The following is a 16,277-nucleotide window of genomic DNA, read 5'->3' on the forward strand; positions in this document are numbered from 1 at the left end:
GCCTGCCTCAAGATGAGATTTCCCAATTCGTAAGACCCCTTGAAGAACACGAGGTTGATAGGCTCGGGGTGGAAGCGCGGTAACGTGTGGAGCTGACGAGTACTAATCGGTCGAGGGCTTATCCTAAACGAATTGACTACAGTAAGACAAATGATACATTCACCTTTCTTCTAAGCTTTGTTTCGCATCCAGTTTTCAAGGCGCAAGCCTTGATGTATTTGATCTGGTCTGGTAGCAATTGCGGAGGGGTTCCACGCGTACCCATCCCGAACACGACCGTTAAGACCTCCAGCGCCGATGGTACTTGGACCGCAGGGTCCTGGGAGAGTAGGACGTTGCCAGGCTGGACAAACAGAAGAAGCACCCGCGAGGGTGCTTTTTTGCATCTTACAAGGATTAATGGTTCAATCGATAGAAGAACGGAGTTTGAAAGGAGTCGAACGCCATGACTGAAAGAAGCATCCAACTCAGCGTGTTGGATCTCGTACCCGTATTCAATCAAGCCGATGCGACAATTGCTTTAGGGCAAGCGGTGGAACTGGCTCAAACAGCTGAAAGGCTAGGATACAGTCGATATTGGGTAGCTGAACATCATGATATGCCCGGATTGGCGTGTACCTCGACGGAGGTGCTTCTATCGCATATCGGGGCAAGAACGCAGCGCATTCGAATTGGCTCCGGCGCGCTATTATTGCCTCATTATAAGCCGTTGAAAGTCGCCGAATCCTTCCATATGCTTGCGAGCTTATACCCCGGGCGCGTGGATCTTGGACTCGGCAGAGCACCGGGCGGGGCAGGCGAAGTAAGTCTCGCCCTAAGCGGCAACTTCTTGGAGAACGTCGGGAAAATGCCGGAACTGCTTGACGGCGTCTCTAAGCTGTTGCAGGGCAAGTACAAATACGATGAGAGACCGATAGCTGCCCGTCCAACCCCGCCGGTACCGCCGGATTTGTGGTTATTGGGCACGAACAAGAAAAGCGCGGCGTACGCGGCGGAGTTCGGCACGGGTTACGTATTCGGCCAGTTCATGAGCGAAGTACACGGGGAAGAAGTGTTAGAAGCTTATCGCGCCGCTTTTATTCCATCGGCGCATTCAACAGTCTCGCGCGCTATCGTAGCCGTCGGCGTCGTTTGCGCGGAGACAGAGGAAGAAGCTCGAAGACTGGCCGCTTCGGGCACGACGCTGTTCCGACAAGATGACGCTACCGCGGAGAACGGAGTTTCGAACCGCAAGCTTCTGGTAGGGACCCCCCAAAGCCTAAAAAGCAAGTTGGAGCAATTATCCCTCTCCTATGGCGTTCAGGAATTTATTATCGTAACGATGATTCCGGATTACGGGAAAAGGCTTCGCTCTTATGAACTCCTCGCCGAGGCTTGTCTTTTCTAATAATCAATTTGTAAGTGGCTTCCGATTGTTATCGGGGGTCATTTTTTTTGCGTCTAAACGCGTTACGATTGGCGCACAATACAGGGGCGTAAAGCCGTATTTCTCCAAGGAGGGAGCAATCCAGATGGCAAGAGCCCACAAAAAAATGACAATGGCCGATTACATAAAGAAGTTTGTTTTTTTAACGGTCGGGGCCGTATTAATGGCAGTGGCACTGGAGATATTCTTAGTTCCGAACGAAATAATCGATGGAGGAATTACGGGGATATCGATTGTATTGTCGGAAGTGTCGCATGTGGCGCTCGGCATTTTTATTTTTATCATCAACCTGCCTTTCTTGTTTATCGGTTACAAGATGATCGGGAAAACATTCGCGGTCTCCACGCTGTACGGGGTCGGAGTCATGTCGGTGGCTACGGCATTGTTGCACAGCGTAGAGCCCTTTACGAGCGAGAAAATACTAGCGGTACTGTATGGCGGTGTCATCCTGGGGCTAGGAATAGGTATCGTTATTCGATTCGGCGGGGCGCTGGACGGCTCCGAGATCGTGGCCATTCTATTCTCGAAAAAGTTCCGTTTGCCCGTCGGTCAGATCGTCATGTTCATAAACGTTTTTATTTTTATCGTAGCGGGTTTCGTCTTCGGGGCGGATTCCGCCATGTACTCCATTTTTACTTTCTACATAGCGGCGAAAGTGATGGATATCGTGGTCGAAGGCTTAGACGAATCCAAATCGGCTACGATTATCTCGGGCGAATATGAAGAAATATCCGAGGCGATCATGGACAGGTTGGGTAGAAATACGACTTTAATCTACGCCAAAGGCGGATATACCAAAGAGGATACGCAGTTGATTTTTTGCGTAGTAACAAGGTTAGAAATCGCGAAGTTAAAATCGGTCGTTCATGAGATCGATCCTAGAGCGTTTATTTCCGTTCAGAATGTGGCGGACGTGCTGGGGGGCAACATCGAGAAAAAAAGCATTCACTAACGCTAAAGCTAAAAGCTCATCTCGGAATGAATTTCCGGGAGAGCTTTTTTTTGTGTCATAAGGTAAAATTATTGTCGTACAATCATATAAGGGGGAAAGGGGACGAGTGCGATGGAAAGCTGGGCGATCTGGCTTATAGCCGCGGGAGTGCTCATCATCGCGGAAATGCTTACGTTGACGTTTTATTTACTGTGGCTGGGGATCGGAGCTTTAGTTGCAGCCGTCGTCGCGTTTTTCGTTCCGGACAGCATAATCGCGCAAGCATTAGCGGGTGGAATCGCCGCCTTGGTACTTACCGTTTTTACCAAGCCGCTGACGAAAAGGATTCGGCAATCTACGGGATACAGGGATGCGATCCATGAGTTGGTAGGCAAGGATGGGATAGTCGTGGAGCCGATCGTCCCGGGTAAGCCGGGTATCGTAAAAGTCGGCAATGAGACCTGGAGCGCGTCGTCAATCGAAAGCTTGGATAAGGAAGAAATCGTAAGAGTCATAAGCCGAGGGACTACGGTGCTCGAGGTTCAAAAATGGGGAGGTAAGCCGGAATGATCTTCGTAATTGTTGTCGTCATCTTAATTATTTTTATCGTCGTATTGTCCGTCAAAATAATTCCGCAGCAAAGAGTGGGCGTGGTGGAGCGATTGGGTAAATTCAATCGATTGTTGACGCCGGGCGTGAACATTCTCGTTCCGTTCATCGATAACGTGCGGGTCTATCACGACCTCCGAATTCAACAAGCGAACGTACCGCCGCAAACCGTAATTACGAAGGACAACGTGCAAGTACATATCGACACCATTATTTTTTATCAGATCGTGGCTCCGGATTTAGCGACCTACGGAATTTCAGATTACGTATACGGGGTAAGGAATATCACGACGGCCACCATGAGGCAGATTATCGGGAATATGGAACTGGATGAGACCTTGTCGGGGCGCGAAAGAATTTCTTCGAACATCCGATTGGCATTGGACGAAGCGACGGAGAAATGGGGCGTTCGGATCGAGCGGGTAGAAGTGCTGGATATTAAGCCTCCGACGGATATTCAAGAGGCGATGGACAAACAAATGAAGGCGGAACGAAGCAAAAGGGCGATCGTCTTGGAGGCCGAAGCCGCGAAGCAAGACTTGATCTTACGTTCGGAAGGCGATAAACAAAGTAAGATACTGAAAGCGGAAGGCGAGAAGGAAGCGCGCATTCGTCAAGCCGAGGGGTTCAGGCAAGCGCAAGAATTAGAAGCGCTGGGGCAGGCGAAAGCGATTCAAGCGGTAGCCGAGGCGGAAAAAGCGAGGATCGGGCTTCTAAGGGAGGCGGGATTGGACGAGAAAGTTCTGGCATATAAGTCGTTCGAAGCGCTGAGCGAGATTGCCAAAGGACCGGCGAATAAGATTTTCTTGCCTGTAAGCGCTGCGGATACGTTGGGCAGCATCGGAGCGATCGCGGAAGCGTTTAAAACTAAAAAAGCCGAATAAAGTAAAAATGCCCCCGCATGAATGTGCGGGGGTTCATTGGCTTAGCCGACTCTGCGCGCTGTGATGTAACGCTTAGAGTAAGTGCTCGAGTTCAAGTCGCTGATGAGAATGCCGTTAAACGATTTGCCGATGGTGTTATGAATGAATTTACCGCCGCCGATGTAGATTCCGACGTGATTGATTTTACCTGGCGTGCTAACGCTTAGGAAGACTAAATCGCCGGGTTGAAGATTTTTCTTGGCGACATACGTGCCTTGTTTGCTTTGGTAAGCCGTTCCCCATTTGAGGGAGATGCCTTGTTTGGCGAACACGTATTTCGTGAAGGAAGAGCAGTCGAAAATGAGCTTGCTTGGGTTATTTACGCCGAATTTATACGTTACTTTACCTTGTAAGCTTTTGGCGAACGAGATAATGGCGGCTTTTTTCTTAGCGGACGTGGAACTTGCGGTTACTGCTTTATTTTGAACGGTAGCAGTCGATGTAGCCGCATGCGCGGATTGTTGGCTGGCAATACCGGTTCCAGTCGCGATGAGCATGAAGCATGCTGCGCTCAGGATTACTTTTTTAATGCTGTTCTTCATGGATGTTACCTCCTGTAAGTGTTCTAGGTGACTGAGGGAAGTATAGCACGGGGCTTGTACAGGAGTTGGATTTTAAGCTTATCTTAATTATGGGAAAATGTGGCCGGCCTTGAGAATGAGCTGCCCGGATTATTGAAAATCGCTGATTTCGGGAGGAAATGAACGATAATCGGCTTAAATCAGACTGTTTGTTGACGTAAAGCAAGCCTATCTTCTATAATTGATAATTATCGGATAATTCTGCATATTATAAGGAACTCATCTTTTTCAGGGGAAGGAGAGGGTTGGATTGGTGTATGAATTGAACGAACGGAACAAGATTATCGTCTTTACGGGGCCGGACGGCTCAGGCAGGAAATCGGTCGCGGAAGCGGTGGGCCAGACGTTCGGCATGGAGAAGGTCATTTCCTTCGTAACGCGTCAGCCGAGGCAAGGAGAAGTGAACGGGCAAGATTATCATTTCATCACGCATGACGAATACAGATCTATGGAGCATCACGGGGAGTTTCTCGAGAGCGTCGAGATCGACGGACAGTTCTATGGGATCAGAGGGTTGGATATCGAACGGAAACTGAATCACAATGATTCGATTTACCTGATCCTTAATCATGAAGGAGCAGGGATTCTTAAGCGAATATACGGGGACAAGGTCATTCGTATATTTCTGTACGCCGATCGGCGCACCGTAGAGGAACGTGAGCGGAAACGGGGCCTGGCGGAAGACGTTATTGCCATGCACCTTAATCACTACGACCAAGAGATGGGTTATCGCTCTTGGTGCGAGCATGCATTCGAGAATTACGATCTGGCTCAGACGACCTATGAAATCACGAACGAGCTTGAAGCTTATTTGCAACGCGATTTGGTGGATAAGGATTAAGGGATGAAATTGAAAAAATTGGGTTGACGTATCGGGAATGTCATGATATCTTATCGATACATTCATAATCAATAAGCGGAAGCACCGCAAATTCTGACGTTTAGCCGTCAGGGTTTGCGGTTTTTTTGTTTTCCGACAGGAGGGATAAAGATGGCGAAAAGAGTAATCCTGGCAGTTCCACAGCGCGAATATGCCGCTAAGCTTGCGGAATTTCTACGCGGGGAAGAGCCGAATTGGGACATCGCAGTGTATACGCATGGGAGCGCGCTACGAAGGGAAATTCAAGATAACCGAGACGCGGATTTGCTGATCGGCGTTCCGGAATTGTTGCGGGAATCTATTATGCCCGGAGACAAAACCGGCAAAGTTATCGCGCTAGTCGAGGAGAAAGGGGACGATACCCAAGAGGAGTGGCAGGAAGTCGCTCAATTTCAACCTCTGCCCGCGATTCTGTCGAGCATACGGAAGGCGATGTCTATGGGCACGGCTCCGTCGATCCGCAGCGGCGGGCATGTATTGACGGTGTTCTCCGCATCCGGGGGCACGGGAAAAACTACGGTCGCGTTAAACGCGATTCGTCAAGCGGGAGAGCGGGGACTTCGGACTTTCTACTTCAACCTTGAAGCTTTGAACGCAACTTCTCTATTGTTCGGGAGGGGCGAGCCGGATAGCCTATCGCGATTGCTGTATGCGATGCAGGCGCACTCCGATCAGTTGGAACCGGCACTGGAACAATTGTGCCGGCATCAACCGCAATTGCGAACCGATTTTCTCGATGCACCCGAACATCCCGGAGAACGGTTAGCTATGTCCACGGAGGCGTTGGCCGAATTACTGGGTCATTTGCGAAGATCCGGCAGGTATGACTTGATTGTCGTGGATCCGGACTCGGGAGCGGGTGATTGGCATCGGGAACTGATGCTGCTTAGCGATAGTATCGTCTGGTTGACGCTAGATGATGCGCAGTCGCTTCTTAAGAACGAGAAGCTGCTTCGTTACTGGCACAGACATAACGAGAACTGGCTGGATAAGTGCATATTCGTATGGAACAAGGCGTACGGGGATGGACTCGTGAACCGTTGGCCATTGCCTGGCGGCAAGCCCACGGCAAGATTGCCCTATATTCCGCAGTGGAAAACGGTCGATCAGCCCGGCAAATATATGTCGGCGCCCGTTTTCTCGGGGGCGATCGAGCGGTTGCTCCAAGAAATCGGATTCGGAAGCGCGGTTGAGGCACCGAAGTCAGAGTCCGCTTCTAGACGAACAAGGGAGGAAGGGAATGGCGGCCAACGGTCTTACGTTAGAGGAACTGGCTGAGCTGAGGGAAGCGGTTAAATCTCGTTTGTCATGGGATAGTTCGGTCAGCGACGAGCAGTTGCGACAATTGATCGAGAACGAGCTTTTCCGAAGACAGAGGTCTCGGTTGATGACGGCCACGGAACGAAAAGGAGCAGTATCTCGACTATTCCATTCCTTCCGCGGATTGGATGCCTTGCAACCACTGCTCGAGGACAAAGAAATAACGGAAATCATGATCAATTCCCATGACGACATCTATATCGAGCGGAACGGGGAGCTCAAGCAAGCGCCGATCGGTTTCGAGAGCGCCGATCGGTTGGAGGATCTGATCCAGAGTATCGTCGGCAGGGTCAACCGCATCGTTAACGAGGCGTCGCCTATCGTGGATGCCCGATTGCCGGACGGCTCGAGGGTTCATGTGGTTCTTCCGCCGATCGCCCTGAAAGGACCGACGATGACGATTCGAAGGTTTCCCCATCAACCGCTTACGATGGAGAACCTGATCGATAAGGAGGCGATTTCTCAAGAAGCCGCTGTTTTCCTCCGGCAATTGGTAGTCGCGAAATACAATCTTTTTATTAGCGGAGGAACAGGTTCGGGTAAGACCACCTTTCTTAACGCGTTGTCCCAATGGATCCCGCCGGACGAACGCGTCATTACGATCGAGGATGCGGCCGAACTGCAAATCAGAGGGGTGTCGAATCTCGTCTCGTTGGAAACGCGGAACGCGAACAGCGAGGGCAAAGGCGAGATCGGCATTCGAGAATTGATTCGCGCTTCGTTGAGGATGCGTCCGAATCGAATCATAGTCGGCGAGGTGCGAGGCGCGGAAGCGCTCGATATGCTGCAGGCGATGAATACCGGCCATGAAGGGAGCTTATCGACGGGACACTCGAATGGAGCCAAGGACATGCTTTCCAGATTAGAGACGATGGTATTAAGCGGTGCCGAGTTGCCCGTAAGCGTCGTCCGTAAACAAATCTCCTCCGCGATAGATGTCATCATTCATATAAGCCGCTTCCGCGATTCCAGTCGGCGGGTTACCGAGATTTGCGAAGTGACGGGGATGCTCGGGGAAGAAATCGAGCTTCGCACGTTATTCCGTTTCGTGGAAGCGGGAGAGCGCGATGGCCGAATTATCGGGAGCTTGCAGAGATCGGATTCTCTACAAGACATACGGAAGCTGTCTCACGCAGGCTTGGCCAAGGAGGGGATGAGGTGACCGATTATCGGTTTTATCGCTTAAGCGGGTTAGAGAAAAGCTGGGCGATAACGATCGGATGCGGGAGTTGTTTTGCGGCGGCGTGGCTTCTGTACGGTTATGCGTTCGTTGGAATAGCGACGGCTTCGCTGGGACTTTTCTATCCGCGTTATTATGCGCGGGCATTAGGCCGTAAACGGAGGGATAAGCTGAGGCGGCAATTCAAAGAGGCTCTTCAGGCATTGTCGTCTCTTCTCTCGGCTGGAAGATCCGTAGAGAATGCTTTTATGTCGCTGGAGCAGGATTTGGTCCTGCTCATCGGAGAAGAGCAATCCGATTTGTTGGCGGAGTTAAGAGCAATAGCTAACCGGCTTCTTAATGGCGAACCGATTGAGATCGGATTGCAGGACTTCGCCAGGCGGTCGGAGCTGGAGGAAGTGACGAATTTCTCGGACGTCATTCGCATTTGCAAAAAAACGGGAGGAGATCTGGTCGAGGTCGTGCGCAGAACTTCGTATTTAATAAGCGAAAAGCTGGAGGTGGAACTCGAGGTAGAAGTGCTAATCGCCCAGAAAAAATTCGAATCGCGGATCATGATCGGGATGCCCTTTGCTTTCGTAGGAATTCTGCAAGTCATGGCGGGAGATTATATGCAGCCCCTACATAAGGGGATGGGAATCGTAGTTTTGACCGTCTGTTTGTTCTTATTGTTGGGCTGTTGCCGCTGGATCTTTCGGATCATGGATATCCGATTATGAGCGGCGTTTTGTTGGTACCGTGTTGCTTGATCATTTTCGCGATATACGTCTGGTTAACGATACGGGCGCGGATAACCCGAGTGGAATGGAGATCATTCCGATTTCATATCGATCCTTTTGTTGCGCTCATGAAGTTGAAGTGGGTTGGCGCGAAGGTATTTCCACTATTGCACAGGCAAAGACTCGCCTTGTCGTTATTAAACGGGGGTAAGTGCACGTCGGAAATGTTCACGAATTGGGCGGCCGAAAGCTTCGGCTTGGGCTACCTGGCGCTCATGGGCACGGGGGTATTGGCGCTGTTAGCGCGGAATCCGACATTATTGTTTTTCGGAATATTACTCGGCGCTTGCCTTCCCATGCTTCGCGCGAAAGAGTTGTCCAATAAAGTAATTGCGAGAAGACACGCGATCCTTATGGAATTGCCCGAATTACTGAGCAAGCTTTTATTGATGGTGAACGCGGGAGAGAACGTCATGAAGGCTCTAGCGAGGGCCGCCGAGCAAAAAGCAAACAGCGATAATCCATTGTACAGAGAATTGAAGGCCGCGCTCGAAGGATTGAAGCGGGGAGAAAACTTGGCGGTTGCGTTGGAAGAGATGGGGCGCAGATGCGCAGTTCCCGAAGTACAGCGATTCGCAACGACGATTCTGATTAATGCCCGAAGAGGCGGAGGGGAATTCGTTCCGGCTTTACGGGAATTGACAAGACAGATGTGGGAGAAAAGAAAGACGATTGCCCGAACGCTGGGGGAGCAAGCCTCTACGCGAATGGCGTTCCCCCTGACGATTATTTTTATGATAATTATGGTGCTTGTCGGAGCGCCGACGGTATTGATGATGTAGACATAAGACTCAAGCGAAAGGATGAGGAAGATGATCGGTTATGTGTTGAAGAACGGAGTTAAGGCGTTAGGAGCGCTATGGCGCGACGAGGAAGGCTTAGGCACGCTGGAGCTTGTTCTGATCGCGGCGGTATTGATCATAGTAGCCATATTCTTTAAGGATTGGATTCTAGAATTTATCGGCAATTTAATGGACTCCATTGAAGGTAAATCAGATTCGCTCTTCAAGGATTAAATCGATGACGATATTCAGGTCCAAGCGACTTCGATTATGGGGCGATGATACCGGAACGGTTACGCTTGAAGCATCCATGATTTTCCCGTGGGTATTTTTGATGACTTTGATCGTGCTGCTTTTCTCGTTATTTATTTCGCAACGCGCGCTTCTCTATTATGGCGTTTCGGTTACGGCTGAGAGAACAGCCTTCAATTGGTCGAATTCGGCGAAGGAAACTTTGACGGGCGCGTATCCGGAAGGGCGATACGACGGGTTATACTGGCGCCTTGCGGATGACGGACTGGTTCTGGGCCTATTCGGACTCGGGGGTGAGAGCGGGGCGACGCAAGTTGATGTAATTCCGGGAATGGAAGGAACTACGGGGGCATCGCCGGCGGACAAGCTTCGCAGGGGAGCGTTCGAATCGGCGTCGAAACGCTTGCTTGGAGCGGGTAAGTTAAGTTATCTCAATATCGGAATCAAACGCGAGATCGAAGCGCGAGTGGAGATCGGATGGTTGCCGGCTCCGCTTGCATGGTTAAGAGGCGATGAGCGTGCGGGAGCTAAATCTTCCGCTTTGATTGTCGAACCCGCGGAATTCCTGCGCTCGTTTAATTTGATTCGATATTACGCTTCCAAGATGAAAGAAGCGCCGGGAGGGGAAACCGAATATCGCGATAAGGCGGGCGACGTCCTTAAGAAACGCGGTTGATGAAGCGTGGGAAAGAGAGGGGAAAGAATGGAACAGCTGCGGAAATGGGGCTTAAGGCGAGTCTTCGGGAGATTAGCGGTGAAGAAATCGACATCGGGTACCGTTACGATTTATTTCGTTGCCGCGACCGCGGCGTTCGTTCTTCTGTCCGCACTGCTTATTGATTTCGCGCGAATCGCGGCTTTTCGTAAGCAAGCCGAGCTAGCGGCGAAGTCCGGGATCCGATCGACTCTTTCTTCCTATGATCCGCTCCTGTACGAGAGATACGGTTTATTCATAAGGGGAGGAGAACCTGCGAACGAATTGTTTCGCCAGACGTTGGAAGGGAACGTCGCCAAGCATGCCGAGGGGGATTTTTCGTATTTGGATGTCGAATGGGGGGAGACGGAAGTCACGGAAAGCCGTCCGTTAGCCGATCACGGGGTGTTCCGCAGACAGATCCTCGAGGAAATGAAATATAAAGCACCGATCGACCTCGCGATCGAGTTGACAGAACGTTTTCGAGGCGTATCGAACGGGATGAAAGAGGCGGTTCAAACCGTAAACCTGTTAGAAGCTATGCGCAAAGCCTACGATAGACGCGAATCTGCTTTGGATGACGCGTTAGCCGCGCAGACGAACCTCGGGAAAACGGTAATGAAGCTAATTGAGAAAAAAGTGCCATACCCTCCGGCGACTTCGCATGCCGGCAAACCGGCGGGAGACGTAGGTACGATAGTAGAAGTAGCGGAACAATATGAGGACTATGTAAGCAAGCGGCAAGAAGATGATGCGAGTAGGGAGGTTCAACGATTAACGGAAGAAGAGAAGAAGCGGAAGCAGGAGAGCGTCCAAAAGAAAAGCGAAGATAACAAGGAGGAGACCGTAATAGAGAAGGGCCCGCGTTACGAAGCGATAATCGCCGCTTATGAGTCGGGAGCGTTTGCATTGGCGAAGGCTTTAAGCAACGATTCGGACAATATACGCCTGAGGTCCTTGGCTGCAGGAGAAGAGGCTAGGACGGCTTTGTCCAAAGCCGAGGTAGCCAATGACGAGATGAAAGCGATCATCGCCCAAGCGAAAAGTCTTCCTAAGGCATCCCCCGCCGAAGATATGTCGGATGGAGAGCAGTCGGTAGGAACGGAGCAAATTGAATCGATGGAACAACTGCGTAATTCGGCGGAGGAACTTATCTTAGAGCCGCTGTTCATGGATGAGTTCGCTTCGGAGATTAATATGCAGATGACGCAGGGAGATAAGCTGGCCGACGAGACGGCATCATTTGCGGGAATGGCATCCACGGTACCCGGTTCAACGGGAAGAGAGCAAGAGTTGTGGGAGGAAACCGATAAACTTCAGCAACGATTTTCCGAATACGTGCGGACGTTTGGCGCCGATGGATCTGTCGTTCATCAGCGAGAGGAACGCTTGACCGCTCATCGTTCACAAGACAAGGAACGAAAGCAAGAGGAGAAGAAGGCGCAATCGGCTTGGACGGGTGCAACCAATTTTCTCGGAACTTTAACGGGGATTACCGGTTCCGACGAAGAAAAGGCTTTTTTCGATCAGATACACGGCCTTTACCAAGTCAATAGGGAATGGAACAAAGGGGAGGATGAGAAGGCGGTTACCGGCAGACCAAGCGATCCATCCGATGGCAGGGATAAGGCGCTCGACGCTTCAAGCGGTTTGATGGATGCTCTGTTGGGCTCCATGACGGGAGCGAGGGACCAGCTTTATTTTTCCGAATACGCGATGTCCCGCTTATCTTATTACCACCCATCGCTCGTAAAGGAGATGCTACGAGGCGGCGAAACTTCGCTAGATATCCATATGCAGGAAACGGAGTACATCTTGTACGGGTTGAATAATCCCGCTGGTAATATCGCGGCAGCATATAGCGAAATCTTTGCTTTTCGTTTGGCGATTCGAACGATGGAGGGATTAATCGAATGCCGATCGTTGGGACATCCGCTTCTCGTGCTGGCCGCGGCGCTGGTGTACGGAATTACGAAAGCGGTACTCGATCTGACTAGTCTCGTCGAGAACGGCAAAGTCCAATTGTCCAAGTATTTGAAGGTCGATACCCGATACGAGGATTATTTGAGGATATTTTTGCTATCGAATGGAGGCTCGGCTAATCAGTTGGCGAGAACGATAGCGGTAATCGAGCATGCTACCGATTTGGATTTTCGTGGAGCGTATACATACGCCAGCGGGGAAGTGACCGCCTCGGTTCGGTTATGGTTTTTCCCAGGCTTGCTTAAGATCCTAGGGAAGTTTGGCCATCTCGGAGGATCGATAAAGGGGAACCGTTATGAAGCGACTTATGCTGCGGATAGCTCCTATCAATAGAAGAAGACTCGCGGCTGCGCATGGGAGCGTGACGCTCGAGACGGCGCTGGTGATGCCGGTTTTCTTGATATTCGTGCTTTTTCTGGTCTTCATGATTCAGACCGCGATCATCTCCATGGCCTTTCACGGAGCGCTATCTCAGACGGCAAGGCAAGCGGCGTCCGCTTGGTATCCCGTTTCTCTTGGGATTGAACAGGCTAAGGAAACGAAAGTCGGCCAACAAGCCGAGAAATGGAACGAAAAGTGGTTAAGCGTTGGAGAAACCGTCGGCAAATACGGAAAGTGGCTACCTTCGCCGATGAAGGAATGGGCGGAGCAAGCGTCCAACGGTTCGTTGTCGTTAGAGCAGCAAGCGGTTCGGCTGGCATTCGGACAGTTAATGAAGCCGTTCGTCGATGAGAACGTGTTGGAAGATTCGCGGATTCGCCTTACTTCCGTTGTATTGCCGGATGGAGATGATCGCGCTCAAGCTTACTTAACCATCGAAGCGGAATATAAGCTTCCGATGAAGGTCCCGTTTATTGGACGTAGCCTAGTTCTCCGGAGTTCAGCTCGCGAGCGCGTTTGGATTGGCGGAAGTCCGTCGGCGTCTAGGTTGGATAAAGAAGGCGAGGGGGAGGCTTTCGAAGTTTCGTTCGTTTCCTTGGAGCCGAATCCGGTCAGACCCGGTCGCAAAGCGACTCTGGTCATTCGCACGAAGCCGGGCACGACCGTAGACTTGTCCATCGTGTATAAGAGCGGACTAAGTCAAGCTAAGCATCTAGGGTCGGCGATGGCGGATGGCTCTGGGCTCGTATCATGGACATGGCACGTGTCGGGGAGGACGACTCCCGGACAATGGAATCTGCAAGTCGCGAATCATTCGGGAGGCCTGTGGAAACGAGATTTCGAAGTCGCGGGCAAGAAAAGCGCGGTTACCGGGGAGGCCGAACAGTGAACGGATGGGAGATAACGGTCGTCGGACTATTGTTGGTTACGGCTTGTTGGACAGATGTGCGCAACATGCGCATCCCGAATGAATTGACCGTAGTATTCGCGGGAAGCGGGTTATTATATCAAACCTTCGCGCACGGAATATTGGGCTTGGGTTGGGCGATTACAGGTGCTCTAGCCGGTTTCGTCCCTCTCTACGCGATGAATCGATTGGGCGGAATGGGGGGAGGAGACGTCAAATGGTTTGGGGCATTCGGCATGTGGGCAGGGGCTTCGTTAACGGCATGGTTGGTTATGTTATCGATTCTGTACGCCGGAGGAATCGCATGCGTTCTGATGTTGCTTCGATTACCGGGAATACGAATATGGGGAGGAAAGCTGAAGTGGCCTTGGGGGAGCCACCCGCTCGCAGGAGGAAGGGGCGTTCAATTCCCTTTCATGCTTGCTGTGGCACCCGGATTCGTCACCTTACTTTGGAAAGGATAGGGATAAAGCATGGAAACTTTGGCGGTTAGGTTCGAACAGAGGCGCGGACATTTTATGATCGTAGAGCGGGAGCCTTCGCTAACAAGGGAGGATCTGAATGAAACCCAGCTTCAGATGATGAAGCGATGCGAGATACCGTGTCTACTTCCGCTCGATATCGAGGAGGTCGACGGCCGGGTATCCTTGCGCTATGCATTGTCCGGGACGCGAATGCTTTCCGAAGCGACGAGAACTGCGGATTGGTCGATGTCCGAGATGATGGGAGCATTATGCAGACTAGGTGAAGCGCTGGAGGAATGCAGACTATATTTGCTGGACGCCGATCGGATCAGGCTGCAGGATGAATTCATTTTCGTCGGAGAAGGATGGAACGACTTGAAGTTCACCTATTTGCCGGTCGATATGCCGACTCTCCGCCGGGCGGATGACTTGGAGCGGCTCATCATTCGATGGATGATGAAGGTCAAGGAGCCCGAAGGTCTGACGATGCAAGCCGTACTGAGGCTTGTTGCCAGTCCTGGCTTTATACCGATCAGCTTGAGCAGGTACGCGAGACAATACTTATCCGGCACTTCTTCGGGCAGGGAAGCGGTATCCTCGAATGACTCGGAATTATCGAAAGTGCCGCTTTCGGCGTCACTTCAAGATATTAGGCGTATTCCGGAAACCGATGCCGAATCCCAGGAGATCAGAAAAAACCGGCCCTGGAATTTATTCCATCCGGATTCCGGCGATTTACGTCCCGTCTCCGAAATGTGGGGGGAAGCGCCGGATTATTCGTGGAGGGGGGTCGAAGATCAACTATCAGCAGCTACGGTTGACGAAGAGCTCAATAAACCGCTGGATATTTCAAGGTGGCGCATCGTGATTGTATGTATTTCGGTATTTGCCTCTGCGGTTAGCTGGAGGTTCTTATACTTGGAACGTCCCGGCGGACTCCTCTTAATGTTATGTCTCTGTTTGACTCTTGGCATCGGTGCTACCGTCGCTTGGTTATGGAACGGAGTCCCAAGCAGACATAGTGGACGCCCGGAAGCGAAGCTGACGAACATGCGGGACGATCCTAGTTGGAATGAAGGACCGCTTCCGGTGCAAGGGCCAAGATTTCCGAGCATCCCGAGAATGGAAGCGGTCCAACCCCCGCTGTTCCAACAAGCGGAGGAGGCGGCGAAAGGAGCGTTGCCGGGAGAGACGACTTGGGTATCCGGTTCGAGCCATGAGACGGCTTTACTAAATCGCGATCGCGAATCGAGAGCGGATGTTCAATATGTGCTCATGAATAAGATGCATCCGAACAGTCGGATCCCCTTAAGCGGTCAATCGCTCGTCATCGGAAGATCCGCGGATGTCGCGCAGCATGTCGACGAGTCGACCGGAATATCTCGAGCGCACGTGGAGCTCATCCGCGTATCCGATCAATGGAAAGTAAAGGATCTCGGTTCGCGCAACGGAAGCAGACTGAACGATAAACCGATGGCTCCTTACGAGCTTTATGCGCTGCAGACGGGAGATTGCTTGACGTTGGCTGTTTCGGAGTATCGGTTTCAACGCTCGGACGGGTGAAGCTTGGGGAAACCAACTCTAAGATAACGCCGCGGTCCGACCGTGACGTCATCTTAGAGTTGGCTGGCAAACGAGGGTTTAATAAGCGCTGACGCCGATTTTCCGAATAATAGCGTCAATGAAGGCCGGCTCGTCTTCCGGCTTGCGAGAGGTTATCAGGTTGCCGTCCTCGACGACTTCACGGTCGACGAACGTTCCGCCGGCTTGGATCATCTCCTCCGATATGCCGGGGAATGAAGTTAATGTCTTGCCCTGTAACAGTCCTGCGGAAGCGAGAACCTGCGGGCCGTGGCAGATGGCCGCAATCGGAATTCCCAGTTTTTCCGCTTCCTTAACAAAGCGAAGGACGCTCTCGTCGTCGCGTAAATGAGAAGGAGATTTCCCGCCCGGAATTACGACTGCTTCATAATCCCCAGCTTGGGCATCCCTTGCCGCAAGATGCGAAACGTAAGACACGGTACCGTTCTTGCCTTTAAGCTCGGCTTCTTTTTCTTTGCTTATAATTACGCCTTCCGTTCCGTTCTCGATCAAAGCATCGAACGGCTGGCTCATTTCGGAATCCTCGAACTCGTCGGCCAGCAAGAAAGCTACTTTTTTGGTCATCTGCTTCATTGTTAACACA

The 16,277-nt window shown here is 51.5% G+C and carries 17 protein-coding genes and 2 rRNA genes; 17 read left to right on the forward strand and 2 right to left on the reverse strand.

Annotated features, from left to right (window positions below):
* From D7Z26_RS10400 to D7Z26_RS10425, 6 genes are all read left to right on the forward strand, one after another.
* Positions 1-126: ribosomal RNA gene (locus D7Z26_RS10400) — 23S ribosomal RNA — on the forward strand; the annotation flags it as partial.
* A 101-nt stretch (positions 127-227) separates the two neighbouring features.
* Positions 228-344 (forward strand): 5S ribosomal RNA (rrf, locus tag D7Z26_RS10405).
* 101 nt (positions 345-445) lie between these two features.
* The gene (locus D7Z26_RS10410) at positions 446-1,387 is read left to right on the forward strand and encodes an LLM class flavin-dependent oxidoreductase (RefSeq protein WP_120976597.1); all 942 of its coding nucleotides are present in this window, start codon (positions 446-448) and stop codon (positions 1,385-1,387) included.
* 124 nt (positions 1,388-1,511) lie between these two features.
* Complete coding sequence (locus tag D7Z26_RS10415; protein WP_120976598.1) at positions 1,512-2,378, forward strand: YitT family protein; 867 nt, start codon at positions 1,512-1,514, stop codon at positions 2,376-2,378.
* A gap of 111 nt (positions 2,379-2,489) precedes the next feature.
* Positions 2,490-2,927, forward strand: a complete 438-nt coding sequence (locus D7Z26_RS10420) for an NfeD family protein (RefSeq protein ID WP_120976600.1) — start codon at positions 2,490-2,492, stop codon at positions 2,925-2,927.
* Positions 2,924-3,850, forward strand: a complete 927-nt coding sequence (locus tag D7Z26_RS10425; protein WP_120976602.1) for an SPFH domain-containing protein — start codon at positions 2,924-2,926, stop codon at positions 3,848-3,850. Before D7Z26_RS10420 ends, D7Z26_RS10425 begins: the two co-directional genes overlap by 4 nt.
* A 41-nt stretch (positions 3,851-3,891) precedes the next feature.
* On the opposite strand, the gene D7Z26_RS10430 is transcribed toward D7Z26_RS10425, so the two are convergent.
* On the reverse strand, positions 3,892-4,431 hold the full coding sequence (locus D7Z26_RS10430) for a C40 family peptidase (protein WP_120976604.1): 540 nt from the start codon (positions 4,429-4,431) through the stop codon (positions 3,892-3,894).
* 292 nt (positions 4,432-4,723) lie between these two features.
* Here D7Z26_RS10430 and D7Z26_RS10435 point away from each other — a divergent pair, with 292 nt between their 5' ends.
* The 11 genes from D7Z26_RS10435 to D7Z26_RS10485 all read left to right on the forward strand — a co-directional run bounded on the left by D7Z26_RS10435 (position 4,724) and on the right by D7Z26_RS10485 (position 15,655).
* Positions 4,724-5,311 (forward strand): guanylate kinase, encoded by a 588-nt coding sequence (locus D7Z26_RS10435; protein WP_120977576.1) that lies wholly within the window; start codon positions 4,724-4,726, stop codon positions 5,309-5,311.
* Between the two features lie 150 nt (positions 5,312-5,461).
* Positions 5,462-6,628 (forward strand): P-loop NTPase family protein, encoded by a 1,167-nt coding sequence (locus D7Z26_RS10440; protein ID WP_120976605.1) that lies wholly within the window; start codon positions 5,462-5,464, stop codon positions 6,626-6,628.
* On the forward strand, positions 6,591-7,832 hold the full coding sequence (locus D7Z26_RS10445) for a CpaF family protein (RefSeq protein WP_120976607.1): 1,242 nt from the start codon (positions 6,591-6,593) through the stop codon (positions 7,830-7,832). Before D7Z26_RS10440 ends, D7Z26_RS10445 begins: the two co-directional genes overlap by 38 nt.
* Positions 7,829-8,569 (forward strand): type II secretion system F family protein, encoded by a 741-nt coding sequence (locus tag D7Z26_RS10450; RefSeq protein WP_158602255.1) that lies wholly within the window; start codon positions 7,829-7,831, stop codon positions 8,567-8,569. Before D7Z26_RS10445 ends, D7Z26_RS10450 begins: the two co-directional genes overlap by 4 nt.
* Positions 8,566-9,411: a type II secretion system F family protein gene (locus D7Z26_RS10455; RefSeq protein ID WP_120976612.1), complete on the forward strand. Its 846-nt coding sequence runs from the start codon at positions 8,566-8,568 to the stop codon at positions 9,409-9,411. The genes D7Z26_RS10450 and D7Z26_RS10455 overlap by 4 nt, the downstream gene beginning before the upstream one ends.
* 30 nt (positions 9,412-9,441) lie before the next feature.
* Positions 9,442-9,645, forward strand: coding sequence for a Flp1 family type IVb pilin (locus D7Z26_RS10460; protein WP_120976614.1), 204 nt, complete (start codon positions 9,442-9,444; stop codon positions 9,643-9,645).
* 4 nt (positions 9,646-9,649) lie between these two features.
* A complete protein-coding gene (locus tag D7Z26_RS10465; RefSeq protein ID WP_120976616.1) occupies positions 9,650-10,339 on the forward strand; it encodes a hypothetical protein in 690 nt (229 codons plus the stop codon).
* Between the two features lie 78 nt (positions 10,340-10,417).
* Positions 10,418-12,673, forward strand: a complete 2,256-nt coding sequence (locus D7Z26_RS10470) for a hypothetical protein (RefSeq protein ID WP_147423846.1) — start codon at positions 10,418-10,420, stop codon at positions 12,671-12,673.
* The gene (locus D7Z26_RS10475) at positions 12,636-13,610 is read left to right on the forward strand and encodes a TadE/TadG family type IV pilus assembly protein (protein WP_120976620.1); all 975 of its coding nucleotides are present in this window, start codon (positions 12,636-12,638) and stop codon (positions 13,608-13,610) included. The genes D7Z26_RS10470 and D7Z26_RS10475 overlap by 38 nt, the downstream gene beginning before the upstream one ends.
* On the forward strand, positions 13,607-14,092 hold the full coding sequence (locus D7Z26_RS10480; protein ID WP_158602256.1) for an A24 family peptidase: 486 nt from the start codon (positions 13,607-13,609) through the stop codon (positions 14,090-14,092). Before D7Z26_RS10475 ends, D7Z26_RS10480 begins: the two co-directional genes overlap by 4 nt.
* A 9-nt stretch (positions 14,093-14,101) precedes the next feature.
* Positions 14,102-15,655, forward strand: a complete 1,554-nt coding sequence (locus D7Z26_RS10485; protein ID WP_120976624.1) for a DUF6382 domain-containing protein — start codon at positions 14,102-14,104, stop codon at positions 15,653-15,655.
* Between the two features lie 78 nt (positions 15,656-15,733).
* On the opposite strand, the gene D7Z26_RS10490 is transcribed toward D7Z26_RS10485, so the two are convergent.
* The gene (locus tag D7Z26_RS10490) at positions 15,734-16,267 is read right to left on the reverse strand and encodes a type 1 glutamine amidotransferase domain-containing protein (RefSeq protein ID WP_120976626.1); all 534 of its coding nucleotides are present in this window, start codon (positions 16,265-16,267) and stop codon (positions 15,734-15,736) included.
* Positions 16,268-16,277: the final 10 nt, after the last annotated feature.

The sequence above is a fragment of the Cohnella endophytica genome (assembly GCF_003628305.1).
GTDB lineage: Bacteria > Bacillota > Bacilli > Paenibacillales > Paenibacillaceae > Cohnella > Cohnella endophytica.

Coding starts and splice junctions, on each gene's coding strand:
- D7Z26_RS10465 (WP_120976616.1), top strand. CDS start 9,650: ATGACGATATTCAGGTCCAAGCGACTTCGATTATGGGGCGATGATACC.
- D7Z26_RS10440 (WP_120976605.1), top strand. CDS start 5,462: ATGGCGAAAAGAGTAATCCTGGCAGTTCCACAGCGCGAATATGCCGCT.
- D7Z26_RS10485 (WP_120976624.1), top strand. CDS start 14,102: ATGGAAACTTTGGCGGTTAGGTTCGAACAGAGGCGCGGACATTTTATG.
- D7Z26_RS10490 (WP_120976626.1), bottom strand. CDS start 16,267: ATGAAGCAGATGACCAAAAAAGTAGCTTTCTTGCTGGCCGACGAGTTC.
- D7Z26_RS10420 (WP_120976600.1), top strand. CDS start 2,490: ATGGAAAGCTGGGCGATCTGGCTTATAGCCGCGGGAGTGCTCATCATC.
- D7Z26_RS10430 (WP_120976604.1), bottom strand. CDS start 4,431: ATGAAGAACAGCATTAAAAAAGTAATCCTGAGCGCAGCATGCTTCATG.
- D7Z26_RS10475 (WP_120976620.1), top strand. CDS start 12,636: ATGAAGCGACTTATGCTGCGGATAGCTCCTATCAATAGAAGAAGACTC.
- D7Z26_RS10415 (WP_120976598.1), top strand. CDS start 1,512: ATGGCAAGAGCCCACAAAAAAATGACAATGGCCGATTACATAAAGAAG.
- D7Z26_RS10410 (WP_120976597.1), top strand. CDS start 446: ATGACTGAAAGAAGCATCCAACTCAGCGTGTTGGATCTCGTACCCGTA.
- D7Z26_RS10445 (WP_120976607.1), top strand. CDS start 6,591: ATGGCGGCCAACGGTCTTACGTTAGAGGAACTGGCTGAGCTGAGGGAA.
- D7Z26_RS10425 (WP_120976602.1), top strand. CDS start 2,924: ATGATCTTCGTAATTGTTGTCGTCATCTTAATTATTTTTATCGTCGTA.
- D7Z26_RS10455 (WP_120976612.1), top strand. CDS start 8,566: ATGAGCGGCGTTTTGTTGGTACCGTGTTGCTTGATCATTTTCGCGATA.
- D7Z26_RS10460 (WP_120976614.1), top strand. CDS start 9,442: ATGATCGGTTATGTGTTGAAGAACGGAGTTAAGGCGTTAGGAGCGCTA.